11 protein-coding genes and 1 pseudogene are annotated in these 17160 nt (G+C 71.8%); 8 read left to right on the forward strand and 4 right to left on the reverse strand.

Translation table 11 applies throughout. The annotated features are described in order from the left end of the window. Nucleotides 1–135: 135 nt before the first annotated feature. The 6 genes and pseudogenes from AB0J90_RS18975 to AB0J90_RS19000 form a co-directional block, all read left to right on the forward strand. A pseudogene (locus AB0J90_RS18975) lies at nt 136–2940 on the forward strand (error-prone DNA polymerase); the annotation flags it as partial. A gap of 49 nt (nt 2941–2989) precedes the next feature. Next, nucleotides 2990–3754, forward strand: coding sequence for a methyltransferase domain-containing protein (locus AB0J90_RS18980; protein ID WP_363597765.1), 765 nt, complete (start codon nt 2990–2992; stop codon nt 3752–3754). Next, nucleotides 3751–4992, forward strand: coding sequence for a nucleotide pyrophosphatase/phosphodiesterase family protein (locus tag AB0J90_RS18985; RefSeq protein WP_363597476.1), 1242 nt, complete (start codon nt 3751–3753; stop codon nt 4990–4992). Before AB0J90_RS18980 ends, AB0J90_RS18985 begins: the two co-directional genes overlap by 4 nt. A 157-nt stretch (nt 4993–5149) precedes the next feature. Further along, nucleotides 5150–5644, forward strand: a complete 495-nt coding sequence (locus AB0J90_RS18990; RefSeq protein ID WP_363597478.1) for a 2Fe-2S iron-sulfur cluster-binding protein — start codon at nt 5150–5152, stop codon at nt 5642–5644. Further along, nucleotides 5641–6642, forward strand: coding sequence for a xanthine dehydrogenase family protein subunit M (locus AB0J90_RS18995; protein WP_363597480.1), 1002 nt, complete (start codon nt 5641–5643; stop codon nt 6640–6642). Before AB0J90_RS18990 ends, AB0J90_RS18995 begins: the two co-directional genes overlap by 4 nt. Before the next feature lie 56 nt (nt 6643–6698). Further along, nucleotides 6699–8798 (forward strand): xanthine dehydrogenase family protein molybdopterin-binding subunit, encoded by a 2100-nt coding sequence (locus AB0J90_RS19000; protein WP_363597483.1) that lies wholly within the window; start codon nt 6699–6701, stop codon nt 8796–8798. 235 nt (nt 8799–9033) lie between these two features. On the opposite strand, the gene AB0J90_RS19005 is transcribed toward AB0J90_RS19000, so the two are convergent. Beyond that, nucleotides 9034–10029, reverse strand: a complete 996-nt coding sequence (locus AB0J90_RS19005) for an aldo/keto reductase (RefSeq protein ID WP_363597485.1) — start codon at nt 10027–10029, stop codon at nt 9034–9036. Nucleotides 10030–10149: 120 nt separating this feature from the next. Between AB0J90_RS19005 and AB0J90_RS19010 the strand changes: the two genes are divergently transcribed. Together AB0J90_RS19010 and AB0J90_RS19015 are read left to right on the forward strand one after the other, a co-directional pair. Further along, on the forward strand, nt 10150–11409 hold the full coding sequence (locus AB0J90_RS19010) for a DNA polymerase IV (RefSeq protein ID WP_363597487.1): 1260 nt from the start codon (nt 10150–10152) through the stop codon (nt 11407–11409). 115 nt (nt 11410–11524) lie between these two features. Continuing rightward, complete coding sequence (locus AB0J90_RS19015; RefSeq protein ID WP_326556762.1) at nt 11525–11908, forward strand: DUF3040 domain-containing protein; 384 nt, start codon at nt 11525–11527, stop codon at nt 11906–11908. Between the two features lie 271 nt (nt 11909–12179). On the opposite strand, the gene AB0J90_RS19020 is transcribed toward AB0J90_RS19015, so the two are convergent. The 3 genes from AB0J90_RS19020 to AB0J90_RS19030 are packed head-to-tail and all read right to left on the reverse strand — an operon-like array spanning nt 12180 to nt 17007. After that, complete coding sequence (locus tag AB0J90_RS19020; RefSeq protein ID WP_363597489.1) at nt 12180–14645, reverse strand: DUF3488 and transglutaminase-like domain-containing protein; 2466 nt, start codon at nt 14643–14645, stop codon at nt 12180–12182. Next, nucleotides 14642–15940, reverse strand: coding sequence for a DUF58 domain-containing protein (locus tag AB0J90_RS19025; RefSeq protein WP_363597767.1), 1299 nt, complete (start codon nt 15938–15940; stop codon nt 14642–14644). Before AB0J90_RS19025 ends, AB0J90_RS19020 begins: the two co-directional genes overlap by 4 nt. Nucleotides 15941–15942: 2 nt before the next feature. Next, complete coding sequence (locus tag AB0J90_RS19030; RefSeq protein ID WP_363597491.1) at nt 15943–17007, reverse strand: MoxR family ATPase; 1065 nt, start codon at nt 17005–17007, stop codon at nt 15943–15945. Between the last annotated feature and the right edge of the window lie 153 nt (nt 17008–17160).

Here is a 17160-nt window from a genome sequence, read left to right on the forward strand (position 1 = left end):
GTGACGGGTGCGGGCGGTGGCGGCCGTGCGGGGCGTACCGGCCGGTCCCGTGCGGGGCGGACCGGCGGCCGGTCCGGGGCGGGGCGGACCGGTGACACCCTTCCGCTGGTCGACACCGGTGCGCTGATCGGCGCCGACCTGGAGGAGATCGCCGCCGACCTGCGCGACCACGTGCTGGTGCTCACCGGCTGCCGCAAGGGGCCGGTGCCGGCGGCGCTGCTCACCGAGGGAGTCGACGCGGCGGCCCGGGAACTGGACAGGTTGACCGCGCTGTTCGGGGCGGAGACGGTGGCGGTGGAGCTGACCGACCACGGCGACCCGACCGACTCCGACCGCAACGACGCCCTCGCCGAGCTGGCCGCCCGCGCCGGACTGCCCACCGTGGCCACCAACAACGTGCACTACGCGACCCCGTCGCGGCGGCGGCTGGCCACCGCGCTGGCGGCCGTGCGGGCCCGGCGCAGCATGGACGAACTCGACGGCTGGCTGCCGGCGGCGGCCACCGCGCACCTGCGCTCCGGGGCCGAGATGGCGGACCGGTTCGCCGCCTACCCCGGTGCGGTGGCGCGGGCTGCCCGGTTCGGCGCCGAGCTCGCCTTCGACCTGCAACTCGTCGCGCCCGACCTGCCCGCCCACCCGGTGCCGTCCGGGCACACCGAGATGAGCTGGCTGCGCCAGTTGACCATGGACGGGGCGCTGGAGCGCTACGGCCCGCGCGAGGCCCACCCGCAGGCGTACGAGCAGCTCGAACACGAGTTGAAGATGATCGACGAGCTGGGTTTCCCGGGTTACTTCCTGGTGGTGCACGACATCGTCACGTTCTGCCGGCGCAACAACATCTACTGCCAGGGGCGCGGCTCGGCGGCGAACTCGGCGGTCTGTTACGCGCTGCGGGTCACCAACGTCGACGCGGTCCGGCACCACCTGCTCTTCGAGCGTTTCCTCGCCCCGGAACGCGACGGGCCGCCCGACATCGACGTGGACATCGAGTCCGACCGGCGCGAGGAGGTGATCCAGTACATCTACACGAAGTACGGCCGGGAGCACACCGCGCAGGTCGCGAACGTGATCTCGTACCGGCCCCGGTCGGCGGTGCGGGACATCGCCAAGGCGTTCGGTTTCTCGCCCGGTCAGCAGGACGCCTGGAGCAAGCAGATCGACCGCTGGGGTGAGGTGGCGAACGTGGACGTCGAGGAGATCCCCGAGCACGTCGTCGCGTACGCCAACGAGTTGCAGACTTTTCCTCGGCACCTGGGCATCCACTCCGGTGGCATGGTGATCTGCGACCGGCCGGTGATCGAGGTCTGCCCGGTGGAGTGGGGGCGGATGCCCGGCCGCAGTGTGCTCCAGTGGGACAAGGACGACTGCGCCAACGCCGGGTTGGTCAAGTTCGACCTGCTCGGGCTCGGCATGCTCTCCGCGCTGCACTACGCGTACGACATGATCGGGTCCACGCTCGACCTGAGCAGCATGTCGCTGGACGACCCCGAGGTCTACGACATGCTCTGCCGGGCCGACTCGGTCGGGGTGTTCCAGGTGGAGAGCCGGGCCCAGATCGCCACCCTGCCCCGGCTCAAGCCCCGTGAGTTCTACGACCTGGTGGTCGAGGTGGCGCTGATCCGGCCGGGACCGATCCAGGGCGGCTCGGTGCACCCGTACATCCGGCGCAAGAACGGGCAGGAGGAGGTCACGTACGCCCACCCGCTGATGCGTAACGCGCTGGAGAAGACGCTCGGGGTGCCGTTGTTCCAGGAGCAGCTGATGCAGCTCGCGATCGACCTGGCCGGTTTCGACGCGGCCGGTGCCGACCAGTTGCGCCGGGCGATGGGGTCGAAGCGGTCGACCGAGCGGATGGACCGGATCTCCGGGCGGCTCTACGCCGGCATGGCCGAGCGGGGCATCACCGGTGAGCTGGCCGACGACGTTTTCCTCAAGCTTTCCGCGTTCGCCAGCTTCGGCTTCCCGGAGAGCCACGCGATGAGTTTCGCCTACCTGGTCTACGCCTCCTCCTGGCTCAAGCGTTACTACCCGGCCCCGTTCCTGGCCGCGCTGCTCAACGCCCAGCCGATGGGTTTCTACTCGCCGCAGACCCTGGTCGACGACGCCCGCCGGCACGGTGTCGAGGTACGCCGGCCGGACATCAACGCAAGCGGCGCCCAGGCGGTGCTGGAGTCCACCCCGCAGACCCGGTGGGGCAGCGCGCCCGGTGAGCCGTCGCACCGGTGGGGGCTGGGCGGCCCGGCGGTGCGCCTGGGGCTGGCCGGGGTGCGCACCGTCGGCGTCGACCTGGCGGAGCGGATCGAGGCGGAACGGACCGCGCACGGCCCGTACGCGGACATGCCGGACCTGGTTCGTCGGGTCGGCCTGCCGGCCGCGCAGCTGGAGGCGCTGGCCACCGCGGACGCCTTCGCGTGTTTCGGGCTGAGCCGGCGGGCGGCTCTCTGGGCGGCCGGTGCGGCGGCGCAGGAGAAGCCGGGCCGGTTGCCGGGCACGGTGGCCGGGGCGGCCGCGCCCACCCTGCCGGGCATGTCGGCGGTGGACCGGCTGGTCGCCGACGTGTGGGCCACCGGGCTCTCCCCGGAGAGTCATCCGGCCCGGTTCGTCCGGGACCGGCTCGACGCGCTCGACGCGGTGCCGATCGCGAAGCTGGGCCAGGTGGAGTCGGGTCGGCGGGTCCGGGTCGGCGGCATCGTCACCCACCGGCAGCGACCGGCCACCGCGGGTGGGGTGACGTTCCTGAACCTGGAGGACGAGACCGGGATGCTCAACGTGATCTGTTCGCCGGGGCTGTGGCAGCGCTACCGGAAGGTGGCCCGGACCAGCAACGCGCTGGTCGTGCGGGGCCGGCTGGAGCGGGCCGAGGGGGTGACGAACCTGATCGCCGACCGGCTGGACACGATCACCGCCCCGGTCACGCCCGCCTCCCGCGACTTCCGCTGACCCCTTCGCGCGGGGGTGGCCTAGGCTCGTCCGGGTGGAGCGAACACAGATCGGGTCCGGCGCGGTGCGCGGCCGGCCGGCGCCAGCAACCGGGCCGTACCCGGCCCCGCGTACCGCAGTGGTCTGGGCGGTGCTGCGTCGGGAACTCGACCGGCTCGCTGGGCGGGCACTGACCGTGCTGGATGTCGGCGGCGGCACCGGCGGCTTCGCCGTACCGCTGGCCGAGGCCGGGCACCGGGTGACCGTGGTCGACGCCAGCCCGGACGCGCTCGCCGCGCTGACCCGGCGGGCCGCCGAGGCGGGGGTGGCCGATCGGATCCAGGCCGTGCAGGGGGACGGGGACGCGCTCGCCGGGCTGGTCGAGCCGGCCGGCGCGGACCTGGTGCTCTGCCATGCCGTGCTGGAGGTGGTCGACGATCCGGCCGGTGTGGTGGCGGCGGTGGCGACCGCGTTGCGCCCCGGTGGGGCGGCCAGTGTGCTGGTCGCGAGCCGGGCGGCGGCCGTACTGAGCCGGGCGATGAACGGGCACCTCGACGTCGCCGCCGCGCTGCTCGCCGACCCGGACGGGTGCGCCGGGCCGCGGGACACGCTGCGGCGGCGTTACGACGCGGAGACCGCCGCCGCGCTGCTCGGCGCCGCCGGGCTGCGGGTGGAGCAGACCCACGGCGTACGCGTCTTCGCTGATTTGATCCCCGCCGCCGCTGCCGACGGTGACCCGCAGGCGCTGCTGGACCTGGAGATCGCCGCGGCGGCCCGCCAGCCCTACCGGGACCTGGCCGCCCAGTTGCACCTCTTCGCCCGCCGCCCCGAATGACCGGTCCGTCCGCCCAGCCAGAGCGCGCGGCCTGGCCTGATGCGGTGCCGCTGCCGTTCGGTGCCGCCGGTCCGTTCGACCAGGTACGGCCGGAGTACGGCGGGGACAGCCTCGCCGACGTGCTGCCCAGTGCGCTGGCGGTGCTCGGGGTGCCGGGGGCGCCGGATCCGCTGGGCCTGGCCGCCCAGCTCGCGGGCGTACGCCGGATAGCGGTCCTGCTGGTCGACGGACTCGGCTGGTACCAGTTGCCGACCGCGGCGCCGTACGCGCCGGTGCTGGCCGACCTGGCTGCCCGGTCCGGTCGGCCGCTCACCAGCGGGTTCCCGTCGACCACCCCGACCAGTTTGGTCAGTCTCGGCACCGGGGCGGCGCCGGGCGCGCACGGGGTGCTCGGTTTCCGGGTCAACGTGCCGGGCAGCGACCGGGTGCTCACCCACATCAACTGGTCCGGTACGGCCGACGATCCCCGCGCGCCGGACCCGGATCCCCGTAGCTGGCAACCGTTGCCGACCCAGTTCGAGCTGGCCGAGGCGGCCGGGGTGGCGGTGACCGTGGTGAGTCGTCCCGAGCATGCCGGCAGCGGCCTGACGGTGGCGGCGAACTCCGGTGGCGTCTACCGGGGCGCCGCCGAGGTGGACACGCTGGCCACCGAGATGTTGGCCGCGCTGACCGCCGGGCCCGGTCCCACCCTGGTCTCCGGTTACCACCCGGACATCGACAAGCACGGGCACCTGACCGGGGTGGACTCGACCGCCTGGCGGGATGCGGCGGCTGACCTGGACCGGCTGCTCGACCGGTTGGTCCACGGGCTGCCGGCCGATGCCGCGTTGCTGGTCACCGCCGACCACGGGCAGCTCAACGTGCCGCCGGACCGGCGGTTCGACATCGACCTCGATCCGCGGCTGCGGGCCGGGGTACGGGTGGTGGCGGGCGAACCGCGGGCCCGCTACCTGCACACCCTGCCGGGGGCGGTGGACGACGTGCTGGCCGCCTGGACCGAGGTGCTGGGGCCGGCGGCGTGGGTGGCGCCGAGAGCGGAGGCGGTCGCCGCCGGCTGGTTCGGCCCGGTGCCGGAGGCACACCTGGCCCGGATCGGCGACGTGGTCGTCTGCTGCCACGACTCGTACGTGGTCCTCGCCAGCCGCACCGACGCCCCCATCGAGGCGAAGCTGGTGGCGTACCACGGTTCCTGGACCGCCACCGAAATGACCATCCCCCTCCTCCTCGCCCGCCCCTGACTCCTAAGACCGCGCCCCTCGGCGCGTCCTCGGCGCGCACCTCGGAGGGGGAGGGGAGGTGGGGAATGGCGTGTTCGGCGTGCTGGATTGGGATAGTTTCAGGTGATTCGTGTAGCTGGTTGTGGGTGAGGTCTGGGGGCGGGGAGTGGATACCGAGGTGACGTTGCGGGTGGACGGGACCACCTACACGCTGGGGGTGGACACCCGGACCACGCTGCTGGACGCGCTGCGGGAGCGACTCGGCATCACCAGCCCCAAGAAGGGCTGTGACCACGGGCAGTGCGGCGCCTGCACGATCCTGCTCGACGGCTGGCGGTCCAATAGCTGCCTCGCCCTCGCCGTGGCCCACGACGGAGCGGAGATCACCACCGCCGCCGGGCTGGCCGTGGACGGCACCCTGCACCCGATGCAGGAGGCGTTCGTCGAGTGTGACGCCTTCCAGTGCGGCTACTGCACCCCCGGCCAGATCGTCTCCGCGGTCGGCATGCTGGACGAGGTCGACTCCGGCTGGCCGAGCGCGGTGACCGCCGCCGGTGACGTCGAGGTGGTGCTCGACGAGGCGGAGATCCGGGAACGGATGAGCGGCAACATCTGCCGCTGCGCCGCGTACGCGAACATCGTGCCCGCCATCGCCCGGGTGGCCCGGCGATGAGGCCGCTGCGCTACGCCCGCGCACAGGACGTACCCCAGGCGGTACGGATGCTCGCCGAGGCGCCGTACGGGGCGTACCTCGCCGGCGGGACGAACCTGGTGGACCTGATGAAACTCGGTGTGGCCACACCGGAACTGCTGGTCGACGTACGACGGCTGACCTCCGAGCGGATCGAGGACCTGCCCGACGGCGGCATCCTGGTCGGCGCCGCGGTACGCAACAGCGAACTCGCCGCCGACCCGACGATCCGTACCCGCTATCCGGTGCTCTCCCAGGCGTTGCTCGCCGGTGCCTCCGGCCAGTTGCGCAACCTCGCCACCACCGGCGGGAACCTGCTCCAGCGCACCCGCTGCCCGTACTTCCAGAACATCACCACCCCGTGCAACAAGCGGGTTCCCGGCACCGGCTGCTCGGCCCTCGACGGCCACCAGCGGGACCTGGCGATCCTCGGCGCCTCGCCGGAGTGCGTCGCCACCCACCCATCGGACATGGCGGTCGCGCTCGCCGCACTCGACGCGGTGGTGCGGACCCGTGGACCGGACGGCGACCGGAGCATCCCGGTGACCGAACTGCACCGGCTGCCCGGCGAGGAGCCCGGCCGGGACACCGTGCTGCGACACGGCGAGCTGATCATCGATGTGGAACTGCCGCCGCTCGGCTTCGCCGCGAACTCCCGCTACCGCAAGGTCCGCGACCGGGCGTCGTACGCGTTCGCCCTGGTCTCGGTGGCCGCGGCGGTCGACGTGGTGGACGGTGTCGTACGCGACGTGCGGCTCGCCCTCGGCGGGGTGGCGCACAAGCCGTGGCGGGCCAGCCGGGCCGAGGACCTGCTTCGGGGAGCCCCGGCGATCGAGCACAGCTTCGCCGAGGCCGCCGACGCCGAACTGGCAGCCGCGCGTCCGCTGCCCGGCAACGCGTTCAAGGTGCCGCTGGCCCGCGCGGTCATCATCCGTACCCTGCTCGACCTCACCGCGGACCTGGCGGAGGACGGCCGGTGAGCGGGGCAGACCGGCGCCGTGGGGCGGCCGAAGGCGACCGACGGGAGGGCAGGTAGATGACGATCACGCCACGGGCGATCGGCCGGCCGATGAGCCGGATCGACGGCCCGGACAAGGTGCGGGGTATGGCCCGGTACGCCTTCGAGCACCCGGTCGAAGCGCCGCTCTACCTCTACCCGGTGCAGTCCACCATCGCCACCGGCCGGATCACCTCCATCGACACCGTCGCCGCCTGCGCCGAACCGGGAGTGGTGGCCGTACTCACCCACGACAACGCGCCCCGGCTGGACAAGGTGGAGAGCGGCGAGCACGTCATCCTCCAGTCGGACCGGGTCGCCTTCCGGGGCCAGTTCATCGGCGCGGTGGTGGCCGAAACCCCGGAGACCGCCCGGTACGCCGCCGGCCTGGTCCGGTTCACCTACGCCGCCGGTCAGCCCGACCTGAACCTGCGGGTGGACCGGAGCGACTTCACGGTGCCGGCGCAGGTGTTGCCCCAGTTCCCGATGAACACCAGCCAGGGAGACGTCGACACCGCGCTCGCCACGGCGGCGGTCACCCTGGACGCGACGTACACCACGCCGATGGTCCACCACAATCCGATGGAGCCGCACAGTACGGTCGCGCACTGGACCGACAACCGGCTCACCCTCTACGTCTCCAGCCAGGGGGTCTACCGGGTCAAGCAGGTGGTGATGGCCCTGTTCACGCTCGAAGCCGACCAGGTACGGGTGATCTCCCGGCACGTCGGCGGTGGATTCGGCTCCAAGGTGCTGCCGCGCGCGGACGTGGTGCTGGCGATCATGGCTGCCCGGATGCTGCCCGGTCGGCCGGTGAAGTTCGCGCTCACCCGCCAGCAGATGTTCGCCCAGGTGGGCTACCGCACCCCGACCATCCAGCGGGTCCGGCTCGGCGCCGACGGCGCGGGTCGGCTGGTGGCGATCGAGCACGGTTCGGTCGAGCAGACCTCCAGGGTGGTCGAGTTCGCCGAGCACGCCACTCGGATGACGCAGAGCGTCTACGCCGCCCCGCACCGGCGCAGCTCGCAGCGGCTGGCGGCGTTGGACGTACCGACGCCGAGCATCATGCGCGCGCCGGGGGAGACACCCGGCATGTGGGCGCTGGAGTCGGCGATGGACGAGATGGCGATCGCCTGCGGGTTGGACCCGATCGAGTTCCGGATCCTCAACGAGCCGAGCGTGCACCCCACCACCGGCCTGCCGTTCTCCAGCCGGAACCTGGTCGAGTGCCTGCGTGAGGGGGCCCGGCGGTTCGGCTGGGACCGGCGTGATCCGATGCCGCGCAGCCGCCGGGAGGCGGGCTGGCTGGTCGGTACGGGGGTGGCCGCGTCGACGTACGGGGTGCTGAGCTTCCCCGGTTCGGTGGCCCGGATCCGGCTCGGCTCCGACGCCCGGTACGCGGTCGAGATCGCGGCCGCCGACATCGGCACCGGTGCCTGGACCGCACTGACCCAGATCGCCGCGGACGCGCTGCAGGTCGAGGTCGACCGGATCGATCTCGCGATCGGCGACACCGCGCTGCCGATGGCCACGGGTGCCGGTGGTTCTACCGGGATCACCTGCTGGGGGTCGACGATCGTGGCGGCAGCCGAACAGTTCCGCCGGACCCTGGCCGAGCAGTACGGCGGGCAGGTCCCGCCGGACGGGCTGGAGGTCGAGGCGGCGATGCCGGTGAACCCGAACATCGGGAAGTTCGCGATGGACAGCTTCGGCGCCCAGTTCGCCGAGGTACACGTACACGCGGAGACCGGTGAGGTGCGGGTGCCCCGGCTGCTCGGTGTCTTCGCCGTCGGGAAGGTGATCAACGCGAAGACCGGGCGGTCACAGCTGATCGGCGGCATGACCATGGGACTGTCGATGGCGTTGCACGAGCACAGCGTGCTCGATCGTCGGTTCGGGCATGTGGTGAACCAGGACCTGGCCCAGTATCACGTGGCGAGCAACGCGGACGTGGGTTCGGTGGAGGCGTACTGGGTCGACGAGCACGATCCGTACGTGAATCCGATGGGGTCGAAGGGGATGGGTGAGATCGGGATCGTGGGGACGGCGGCGGCTGTGGGTAATGCTGTGTTCCACGCTACGGGGGTTCGGGTTCGGGATTTGCCTCTGACTTTGGACAAGCTTTTGGGGCGGCTCTAGGTCGTGGGGGGTGGGGTTGGGGGCGGCGTGCCCCGCGAAGGCCGTCAAGCTTGATCCCTTCGCGGGTCACGCCGCCCCCAACCCCTTCCGGCTTGCTCCGGTCGGGGTGGCGGCGGGTGTGTCTTGGCACGATCGGCTTTGGGTACGGCTTCAGTTGGGTGCTTGGGTGCGGAGTGGGTTGACGGCGTCCCCCGATGCTTGCGCCGTCAACGGTCGGGCATTGGCGGTAACTGCGTCAGGCGGTGGCCTCATCCAGGCGGGTTAGGTGGGTGGGGGTTAGTTTCAGGTCCAGGGCGGGGAGGGCGGCCTCGTACTGGGGGAGGGTTCTCGGGCCGATCAGGGGGACCAGGGTGGGATTGTCCTGGTGTAGGAGCCAGGCCAGGACTAGCTGGTTCGGGGTGACGTCGAGTTCGGCGGCGATCGTGTCCAGTACGGCGAGCCGGGCGGTCGAGTCGGCTCCCCGGTACGGGTCGAGTACGGGGTGCTCGCGGCGTTTGGTGGCGTCGTCGTAGCTGCCCTTGAGGATCGGCGAGTACGCGACCAGGGTCAGGTCGTCGTGCGCCCGCAGGTAGTCGAGCTGTTCGTCGTCGACGATCGCGGAGTGGTCCACGCCAGGGCGGCGGCGCAGGTAGGAGTGCTGCTGCTGGAGGGCGACCGGTGCCGGCCAGCCGTACCGGTCGCAGAGCTGGCGGATGCTCTCCAGCCGCCAGGTGTGCACGTTGGACCAGCCGAGGTAGCGGACCTTGCCGGCGGCGACGAGGCCGGCGAGTGCCTCCAGGGTCTCCTCCAGTGGGGTGGAGCGGTCGTCGACGTGCACGTAGTAGAGGTCGACGTGGTCGGTGCCGAGGCGGCGCAGGCTGTCGTCGAGTTCGCGGCGTACGGTGTCGGCTCCGGCGCCGGAATAGCTGTCGCGGGACTCGGCGCGGCCGCTGAGCACGGCGGCCGGGTCGGCCACCCAGGCGGTGCCCTTGGTGGCGAGGAACACCTGGTCGCGGCGCCCGGAGCGGGCGAACCAGCGGCCCAGCAGGGACTCGCTCTCGCCGCCCCGGAACGGTGGTCCGGGCCACCAGGCGTAACAGTTGGCGGTGTCGAGGAAGGTGCCGCCGGCGTCGAGGTAGTGGTCGAGCATCGCGTACGACGACTCCTCGTCGGTCATCGTGCCCATCAGCATGCAGCCGAGCGCGAGCTGGCTGACCTGCTCGCCGGTGCGGCCCAGAGCGACGGTTTGCATCGAGGGAACTCCGTTCGGTGAGGGGATCAGGGGGGCCACGATATGAGTTGAGGTGCGCTCGAAGTCAAGGGTTGACCTGACCGGGGGCGGGCTGTCGTACCGGGGGGCTAGCCTGCGGTTATGGGGCGGAGCCAAGCGGTGCGGGGCAACGGTGATCCGCGCTTCGGTCCGGATGGTGACGACGAGGGTTGCTCGATCCTGCACGTCGACATGGACGCGTTCTTCGCGGCGGTGGAGGTGCGCAAGCGGCCGGAACTGGCCGGTCGGCCCGTCGTGGTCGGCGGGATCGGCCCGCGCGGCGTGGTCAGCTCGGCCAGCTACGAGGCCCGGCGGTACGGGGTGCGCAGCGCGATGCCGTCGATGCGGGCGCGGGCGCTCTGCCCGCACGCGGTGTTCCTGCCGCCGGACTTCACGGAATACTCGGCCGCCTCCCGTGCGGTGATGGAGATCTTCCGTTCGGTCACCCCGCTGGTGGAGCCGCTGTCGCTGGACGAGGCGTTTCTCGACGTGTCCGGGGCCCGGAGGCTGCTGGGGCGGCCGGCGCAGATCGCTCGGATGATCCGGGCCCGGGTGGCCGAGCAGGAGCGGATCACCTGCTCGGTCGGGGTGGGGCCGACCAAGTTCATCGCCAAACTCGGTTCGACCCGGGCCAAGCCGGACGGGCTGCTGGTGGTGCCGGCCGGGCTGGTGCTCGAATTCCTGCATCCGCTGCCGGTCGAGGCGCTCTGGGGGGTGGGGGAGCGCTCGGCGGAGACGCTGCGCCGGCTCGGGCTGACCACCGTCGGGCATCTTGCCCAGGCCAGGGTGGAGATGTTGCGGGGGGCGTTGGGTGAGGCGGCGGCCCGGCACCTGCACGAGTTGGCCTGGGGGCGCGACCCGCGCGGGGTCAGCCCGGAGCAGGTGGAGAAGTCGATCGGCGCCGAGGTCACCTTCGACACCGACATCGGCGACCCGGAGTTGATCCGGCGGGCGCTGCTGGCGCTGGCCGAGAAGGTCGGCGTACGGCTGCGGCGGGCGGGCCAGGTGGGGCGAACGGTGTCGATCAAGGTACGGCTGTCCGACTTCCGTACGGTGAACCGGTCCCGGACGTTGAGCGGTGCGACGGACGTCGCGCATGAGCTGTTCGAGGTTTCCTGGGCCCTGTTCGTCGCGCTCAACGTGACTGACCGGATCCGGCTCGTGGGGATACGTATGGAGGGGTTGACCGACGAGCGGGCAACTCCCAGACAGCTCAGTCTCGGCGAGCCGGAGCATGGTTGGCGGGACGCGGAGGCGGCGGCAGACGCCGCGGCGGCCCGTTTTGGCCGTGCGATCGTGCGTCCCGCGAGTCTCTTGGGGCGTGATGACCTGCGCCGGACGGAAAATCAGGCGCGACCGTAGGTCGTCCCGCTTTCCGAGCGCCGACCCCCCTCGTAGACTTGCGCTAAGCAGCCGGTTGGCTGCCACGGTCTGTCGGTCCGACCGGACCGACTCAACGTGACCGGGGAGGAGTGCCGTGCCGCTCTCGGAGCACGAGCAGCGGCTGTTCGAGCAGATCGAACAGTCGCTTGCCGAGGACCCCAAATTCGCCTCGGCTGTGCGTGCCAGCGACCCGCGTTTCCACGCGCGACGTCGCCTGCTCGTCGCCGCTGGCGTGATCATCGCTGGCCTTGCACTGGTCGTTTACGGCACGGTGGACAAGACTCCGCTTATCGGAGTGGCTGGCTTCGTGGTCATGCTGGGCGCGGCCGCGTTTGCGATGCAGTCCCATCGCAAGGCGCAAACGCCCGACCTGCGCGTGGTTGGTGGTTCGACCAGCCGGCGTACGCGTGGTCGGCGGATGTCATTGCTCGACCGTCTTGAGGACCGGTGGCGGCAACGGCCGGAAGGCCATCGCTGACACCGGATGGTTCCGCCTTCGCGGGTTCGCCCGCGAGGCGGCCAACCGGACACCCTCGGCGGTATCCGGTTGATGCTTTTTGTTCGTCTTTCGGGTGTTTTGTCTGTTAAGTCAAATTTTGCGCGGGTTCACCGGCTGTGGGTGAACCACTCCCGGTAACACCGCATCGCCCGCCGCCGCCCGGCGGGTCGGTGCCCCGGTCGTCAGAAACCCGTGGTGCCCGCTACCGAACTGGTAGCGGGCACCACGGGTTTCTGCTTGCCGACCGTTCCTACCGGGCCGCCCGGTTGGCGAGCAGTCGCCGCGGGCTCCACCGCAGCAGACCCTCGCGGAGCTGCGAGTTCGCCGTGACGAACCGGCCCGACCCGTCCATGATCGCCAGGCGCCAGCGCAGCAGCACCGACGGCGGCAGCACCGCGGCCAGCAGCCGGGTACGCCGGTCGGCCCGAGCCCGCAGGGACTCGCGGATCGCCCGCAGGGCCGGGTTCAGCTCACTGCCGGCGAGCGGGGCGCGGGCGTACCGGGCCCGCTCCTCGGCCCGACCGAGCAGCCGGGCGGCGTCCGCCCCGGTGACACTGAGCCCCTCGGTCACCAACCGGTCGGCGGTCGCCCGAGGCGTCTCCGTCCGGTCCACCGTGACCCGGAAGTCGACCATCGTGTCGATCAACTCGTCCCAGGCCGCGTGGGCGTCGGCACGGGCCCGATCGGCCTCGGCCCCGGTTGCCACTACCTGGACCACACCCGGTGGCGGATCACCCTCGGCCGGGGCCAGCGCGGTTGCGGTCGCCGCGACCGTCGCCACCTGCCGGCGCCGTCGCAGCGACGAGCGCAGCAGCGCCGGTACGGCGAGCAGCAGAACCAGCACCAGCACCCCACCACCGGCCCAGTACGGCCACGTGGTCGAGGTGCCGGACAGTGAACCGTCGCCGCCCACGATCCCGTCGTCGAAGGCACCACGGTCCAGCCGGTCGTCCGGGTTCGGTGCGGCCGTGGAGCCCACGCCCGGTGCCGCGCTCGGCACCGCCGCCGGGGCGACCGGATCGGGCTGGTCGGTGTCCGGCGCGTACTCGGTCCGGGTGGAGCCGGTCACGTTCGCCGCCGGGGTGGCGTCGAACGGGACCCAGCCGACGCCGGAGAAGTAGACCTCGGTCCAGGCGTGCATGTTCAGGTTGGTCAGCGTGTACGTGTTGTCCTGCCGGCCGCTGCCGACGGTGAAACCGAACGCCACCCGGCTGGGGATGTCGGCCGCCCGGACCAACCAGGCCAGCGCCGCCGCGTACTGCTGGCAGAAGCCGACCTTGCTGGTGAGGAAGTTGACGATGTCCTCGCCGCTGGTGCCGCCCTGGGTGCTGAGGCTGTAGCTGAACCCGTTCTGCCGGGAGAAGTAGTCGTAGAGCGCGCGGACCTTCGCGTACTGCGTCTGCTTTCCCTCGGTCAGCCGGGCCACCAGTTCGTCCACCTGCGGCACCGGCGGTACGTCGGTGAACTGCCGCTGGATCGGGTCGCTGCGGGTCAGCGGCGGCACCGCCTCCAGCACCTTCTGGGTGTAGGCCGACCGGACATAGTCGAACGAGTATTTCTTGCCCTTGGACTGCCGCCGGTTGGAGAAGACGGTCTGGGTGCCCCGGTCGTAGAGCCAGTTCGAGTCGAGGTTCTGCACCGCCACCGGGTTGGCGTAGATCGGTAGCAGCGGCATGTTGAAGTTCGTCACCTCGACCTGAGCCCGGTAGGTCTGGAACGACACTCCGGGTGCGGCCGAGGCGCGCGGGTCGGGAATCTTGTTCACCGGTATCCCGGTCGGCGTACGGACCTCGAAGCCGCCCGAACGCAACTGGTCCGCTGCACCGAAGCGCAGGTAGAACGGGTCGGGCTCGTTCGTGGTGACCTTCACGTAGTCGGTGACCGTGGTCTGGTTGAGCTGCCCGCGCAGGGCCGCGAACAACTGGACCCCACCACCGGCGCCGCCCCGGCCGTTGCCCTCGCCGACCCCGGTGCCGCTGTTGTTGAAGCGGTTGAGCAGCCCGTTGGTCATCTGCGGTGCGGCCAGCGGCAGCAGCACCGCGATCACCACCCCGACCACCGCGAGCCGCCGGCCCGCCGCCGCCAGCGGCGACGGTTCCCAGATGTCGACGTCGCGCCCGTCACCGGTGAACCGGCGACCGAAGTGCCGGACCCGGTTGACGTTGTCGGCCACCAGCAGCCAGAGGAAGCCGATCGCGCCGACGATGAACGGCAGCGCCGGTACGTTCTCGACGTACACCGCGACCGGCACCGAGTAGATGGCCAGCATCGGCAGCCCGGCCAGCGCCGGCCGGCGTAGCCCGACGGTGAGCAGGTCCACCACGATCGCGACCGAGCCCACCCCCAGTACGGTCACGAACAGCAGCCCGTCGGTGTCCGGGACCTTCACCCCGTACGAGCGCATGTCCCCGGCGGAGGCGTTGAGCAGCGCGCCGAAGTGGGCGATCGTGTCGGGCGTGGGCAGGACGCCGAGCAGTTCGCTGCCGCTGCCGAACAGCCAGGTCAGGCCGAGCAGCAGCGCGCCGAGCATGCTCAGCACCTGGGCCCAGACCGGCGCCCGCAGCGACCGGGTCAGGGTGGCGACCCCGGCGATCAGCGCGACCGCGAGCGTCGACTGGAGCAGCCAGGTCCACCGCTCGAAGATCGCCGACAGCGGCGCGGCGGAGAGCAGGGTGGCCGCCGCCGCGACGAACCCGAGATGACGTCGTCCCCTCATCGCATCCCTCCGGCAACCGTCTCGGCCATCGCGGCCCGCCAGGCGAAGCCCTGCGATCCGCGCGCGGCCTGCGGCCACAGTGCGGGCAACCGGCTGCCGTGTTCGACCCCGATCACCCGCCAGCCGCTCTGCATCAGGCCCAGTACGGCGGCGCCGTGGGCGTTGTCGGCCTCGGTCCGCGCCGGTGCCGGCAGGGTGAGCCAGGTGCTGCTGTCCACCAGGAACGCGAGGCAGGTCGCGCCGTTGCCCCGCAGCCCGGCCAGCACCTCGGCCTCGGCGGAGCTCAGCGTGCCCAGGATGGCGATGATCAGCCCACCGTCGGACCGTTGCCGGACCCGTTCGACCAGGGTCGCCACGTCACCCCGCTGGGACAGCCGGACGTCGGCGAGGTGGTCCAGCAGCAGGCCCTCGCCGCCGCCCTCGTTCGCGTCGGCGTCCATCCCGGAACCGGTGACCAGCCGCAGCTTGTAGCCGGACTGGCGCAGGTGCACGGCGACGCTGGCGGCGGCCGAGACCGCCCACTCGAAGCTGGCGGTGGGCCCCTCGCCCCGGTGCGCCGTCGCCCTGGTGTCCAGCACCACGGTCGCCCGGCTCTCCCAGGGCTGCTCCTCGCGCCGCACCATCAGCTCGCCGGTACGGGCGGTGGACTTCCAGTGCACCCGGCGCAGGTCGTCGCCGCGCCGGTACTCCCGGGTCGCCGCGTCGTCCTCGCCGTGCACCGCCACCGACCGGGCCCGGCTGTCGCCGGTGCCGGCGTACTCGCCGGCCAGCCGGACCTGGGGCAGGGCGGTGACCTGGGGGATGACGGTGAGCCGGTCGACGCTGGGGAACGCCCGGGTCAGCTCGCAGAGCCCGAACGGGTCGGTCAGCCGGACCACCAGCGGGCCGACCTCGTACCGACCGCGTACGTCGGCGCGCACCGTGTACGCGACCGAGCTGGCCTGGTGCGCGCCGAGCCGTTCCAGCACCACCCGGGGCCGGCTGCCCAACGCGTACGGCAGCCGGTCCTCCAGCAGCAGGGTCCCGGTCGGCAGCCGGGACATGTTCTGCAGGCGCAGCACCACGCGGGAACTGGCACCGATCGGCACCCGCTGCGGTTCAAGCGACCGGCTGCAGGCCAGCTTGTACCGGCTGCGGCCGACGTACGCGGCGGCCAGCAGCGGCAGGACGCCGAGCAGCACGGCCACCCGGAGCAGGTCCTGTTCGCCCAGGATCGCCGCGGAGATGGCCGCCGCCACCGCCGCGGCCAGGAAGGACCGGCCGCGGGTGGTGAGCCCGCGCAGTGCCTCGCGCACGGTCACCGCCTCCGCGGCTCGTACTGGGATCGACCCTTGCCGTCCGGCGGGGTGCCCGGCCGGGTGTCGTACTGCGAGCGCTGCTGCCGTTCGTGCGGCAGCGGCAGCCGGTGCACCAGGTCGGAGACGACCGCGTCGGTGGTCCGCCGGGCGAGCTGCGCGTCCGCCGTCGGGATGATCCGGTGCGCGAGCACCGGTACGGCGAGGGCCTGCAGGTCGTCCGGAAGGACGTAGTCCCGGCCCTCCAGTGCGGCTACCGCACGGGCGGTGCGCAGCAGCTGCAGGGTGGCCCGGGGGGACGCGCCGAGGCGCAGGTCGGGGGCTTCACGGGTGGCGGTGACCAGGTCGACGGCGTACTGCTTGACCGCGTCCGCGACGTGGATGTCGCGTACGGTCGCGATCAGTCGACGTACGGTGACCGCGTCGGCGACCGACTGCAACGCGTACAGCGGGTCGCGACCGCCGTGCCCGTCGAGCATCGCGAGTTCCGACCCGGCGTCCGGGTAGCCCATCGCGATCCGGGCGGTGAACCGGTCGCGCTGCGCCTCGGGCAGCGGGTAGGTGCCCTCCATCTCGATCGGGTTCTGGGTCGCGATCACCATGAACGGTGTCTGTAGCTCGTAGGTGACCCCGTCGACCGTGACCTGCCGTTCCTCCATGCACTCCAGGAGCGCCGACTGGGTCTTCGGCGAGGCCCGGTTGATTTCGTCGCCGACGACCAGGTTGGCGAAGACGGCGCCCGGCTTGAACTCGAAGTCGTGCGTCTCCTGGTTGTAGACGCTGACCCCGGTGACGTCGCTGGGCAACAGGTCGGGGGTGAACTGGATCCGTCGGACGGAGCAGTCGATCGAACGGGCGAGGGCCTTGGCGAGTTTCGTCTTGCCAACTCCGGGAACATCCTCGATCAGGAGATGGCCCTCGGCGAGCAGGACGGCGAGCGCGAGTCGTACCGTCGCGGTCTTGCCCTCGATGACCTGTTCGATGTTGGCCACGATGGCTTCGCTGGCGGTACGGAACTCGTCGGGTTGTAGTGCGCCGCCCAACTCGTCCCACGTCTGTTGTGTCACGGGCCTCCTCCTCGTCGCAGCACGGCTTCTCTGTCCAGACCTGCTGGGCCGGCCGTAAGGTTCGCGGGAAAATACGGTCGCGGGGCGCGCCCGGATCACCCGCATGGAATCAGGCTAGCCGCAACTGGCGCTCAAGCCGACCACACGTACGGT

The sequence above is a fragment of the Micromonospora sp. NPDC049523 genome (assembly GCF_040676775.1).
Lineage (GTDB): Bacteria > Actinomycetota > Actinomycetes > Mycobacteriales > Micromonosporaceae > Micromonospora_G.

Excerpts from the sequence above, each read along its gene's own strand:
- AB0J90_RS18985 (WP_363597476.1), top strand. The coding sequence starts at position 3,751 with ATGACCGGTCCGTCCGCCCAGCCAGAGCGCGCGGCCTGGCCTGATGCG.
- AB0J90_RS18995 (WP_363597480.1), top strand. The coding sequence starts at position 5,641 with ATGAGGCCGCTGCGCTACGCCCGCGCACAGGACGTACCCCAGGCGGTA.
- AB0J90_RS19000 (WP_363597483.1), top strand. The coding sequence starts at position 6,699 with ATGACGATCACGCCACGGGCGATCGGCCGGCCGATGAGCCGGATCGAC.
- AB0J90_RS19005 (WP_363597485.1), bottom strand. The coding sequence starts at position 10,029 with ATGCAAACCGTCGCTCTGGGCCGCACCGGCGAGCAGGTCAGCCAGCTC.
- AB0J90_RS19010 (WP_363597487.1), top strand. The coding sequence starts at position 10,150 with ATGGGGCGGAGCCAAGCGGTGCGGGGCAACGGTGATCCGCGCTTCGGT.
- AB0J90_RS19020 (WP_363597489.1), bottom strand. The coding sequence starts at position 14,645 with ATGAGGGGACGACGTCATCTCGGGTTCGTCGCGGCGGCGGCCACCCTG.